Below are 2,307 nucleotides of genomic sequence, written 5' to 3'. Positions count from 1 at the left end.
ACCGATCATGTCGGCAACCTGGCCTGGCTGGACCGCGTGGTGTCGCCGGAGACGGTGCTTACCCCGGAGATCCGCCGATTGGTCGACGCCGTCGCGGCCCGCTACGCCGGCACCCGCGCCGACTGACCAGTCGTACGACGTTCAACGGTGTTGCCGTGACGAGGTGGCGGCTTTTGATTTGGTATCAGCTCAGTCAGTCATGGCTGGTCCCAAAAACCCGGCGCCAAGTCCATAGACACGGGAAGGCAGAAGCCGTGCGGATTACATGCGGTCACGCTGCCGTCAGGGCCTCGGCAAACATTATTGACTTTGACCGGTCGGCATTGCACCGGCGCGGGGGGGTCAGCATAAGCTGGTCCCGCCGACAGCAGCACAAGCACCGCCGTGGCGATGGCCGTAACTGTTTTCATAGTTCTCACCTTCTCATTTGTTAAGCCAGCGCCCAGCGTTGCGCCAGGGCCAACGTCATTGCTGTCCAACAACGATGCACAGTTTCTAGGGGACCCAGTTGTGACGTCAGTGTCTCGTGCAACATGTCGCTGATTTCGTATGGCGTGGCCGAAAACCAGCTTTCCCGCAGCGGGATGTGTTCCCCTCTCGTGGACCAGTGTCGCGGATGATCACGACTCAGTCCAGGGTTTCTCTCAGCCGGTTTCGTCGGTGTCGTCGTCAGTGCTGAACTCAGGATGTCGTACAGGGAACTGACGCCCGACTCGGACGCGAACAGAGTTCCACCGTCCACAGCGGAGAGGTCTTCCAGGTTGATCCGAGCCCTTTGCATCGTGTTACCTCTCAGCCGATTTCGTCGTGCCAAGCGTCGAGCCGATAGGTCAATGTCGCGTGAAACTCGATGAATGGCAGCGGATCCCTCAATCGGTTTGGTGCTTCAGTTGCGTTACATCTGAATTGTCGTCGTCGACGTAGAAACCGCCGTTGGTCGAAGCAAGTTCGTCGTGCTCGGCGAGCATGGCCAGTCGAGCATCGTCATCGAGCGTGATAGCGATGAACGGCATCGGCGGCGGACCGCCGGCATCCAACCATTCACGCCTGACGCGCCGTGTCAAAACTCATGCTGTCCTCCTTCATTGTTGGTGCCCCACTGGGCGCACGCGAGGTCGGCAGCACGCCCGGTGAGGGGTCTCAGCTACGCCGCAGTGCTGTTCTACCGGGGTCAATCGAAACGGGTTCGCGCAGGCGTGCCTTATCGGCGGCTTGCTCACCAGCGACGTGGGCACCGGAACGCTCTGATGACGAGCGCACACCGCGCCACGAGCCACGCGTATCACTCTTATCGGTGTGGAACAGTTCGACTTGGCGACTTTTCTCCACCTACACCAGCGCGGTACCCGGATGCTCCGACTCAACCTCGACCTCGGTAGCCGCCTTAGTGTCGCTTAATCTGTTACCGATTTGGCTGGCGTAGGCTTCCTGAAAGTTGATGCGGGCGGTCACTTTTGACAGCGGCGAGAGTTCCCATTTCTTATACCTCCTGTCGTACCCGTGCCCGTAATCGACGGTCTTAGCGACCTCGTGCCACACCGGCTCACTCTTGTATTCGCCGGTCGCCAAATAATTTTCGGATGCCGTGACCATCTGTGTCAGCAGCGACCCGGACAGCTTCAGGGTCAGGTCGATGTCCTCTTGGAAGCCGAAAAGTACGACCTCGGTGCTGTTGAAGGCAATGTCGCATTTCAAGTTGTTGGCCCTGGCAATCTCGCAGCACAGTTCGACGGAGCAGGCGAGGCCGCGTTCACCCGGTGGGCCGATAGTCACGGCCTGGCATGTCAGCGGCTGGGATGCGTGCTTTTTGAATGCGGCCCACGCACGGGCGGCGACGAAGTCGATGCTGTAGCGGGTCGAAAGCTCCTGAGCCTTGACCATGAACGCTTCGGCCTCGGCGCTGTTGCTGGCGCTCGCGCCGATTGTCCGCGAACGTCGCTGGCTGATGCCGGCTCTGCTGTTTTCCGCGGCCGGCGACGCGCTGTTGGCCGTTGGGTGGTGGGCGGCGTCATTCGTGTTCGGGTTGGGCGCATTCCTGTTGGCGCACCTGTGTTTCCTGGGTGCTCTGGTGCCGTTGGCGCGCGCGTCGCGTGCGCGCTGGATCGCGGTCGCGTTGATCTGGCTGGCGTGTGTGGGCCTGCTGAGGTGGTTCTGGCCGCAGTTGGTCCGCGACGGTATCACGATCCCGGTCACCGCCTACATCAGCCGCTTCGTGCTGGGCACCGAGGCACTGGCGGTGCCGATCTGGTGGACCTACGCGGCGGCGCAGGTGTTGATCACCGCGGGCTTCTTCTTCGGTCGGATGTC

Annotated in this window: 3 protein-coding genes; 1 reads left to right on the top strand and 2 read right to left on the bottom strand. The window is 61.2% G+C overall.

All coding sequences use genetic code 11. The annotated features are described in order from the left end of the window. Window positions 1-869 precede the first annotated feature (869 nt). Window positions 870-1,037 carry a hypothetical protein gene (locus ABDV69_RS21075; RefSeq protein WP_343577751.1) on the bottom strand — a complete coding sequence of 56 codons (168 nt, stop codon included), beginning with the start codon at window positions 1,035-1,037 and terminating at the stop codon, window positions 870-872. A gap of 292 nt (window positions 1,038-1,329) precedes the next feature. After that, entirely contained in the window at window positions 1,330-1,881 is a 552-nt protein-coding gene (locus ABDV69_RS21070; RefSeq protein ID WP_343577750.1) for a hypothetical protein, read from the bottom strand. On the opposite strand from ABDV69_RS21070, the gene ABDV69_RS21065 reads away from it, so the two are divergent. Beyond that, window positions 1,880-2,307, top strand: a 428-nt coding sequence (locus ABDV69_RS21065) for a lysoplasmalogenase family protein (protein WP_343577748.1), incomplete at its 3' end; no start/stop codon positions are given. The two genes, ABDV69_RS21070 and ABDV69_RS21065, sit on opposite strands and share 2 nt — an antisense overlap.

This window comes from Mycobacterium sp. (genome assembly GCF_039583785.1).
GTDB lineage: Bacteria > Actinomycetota > Actinomycetes > Mycobacteriales > Mycobacteriaceae > Mycobacterium.
The sequence above is the reverse complement of the archived record's forward strand: the minus strand, read 5'-3'. Positions and strand labels throughout refer to the sequence as shown.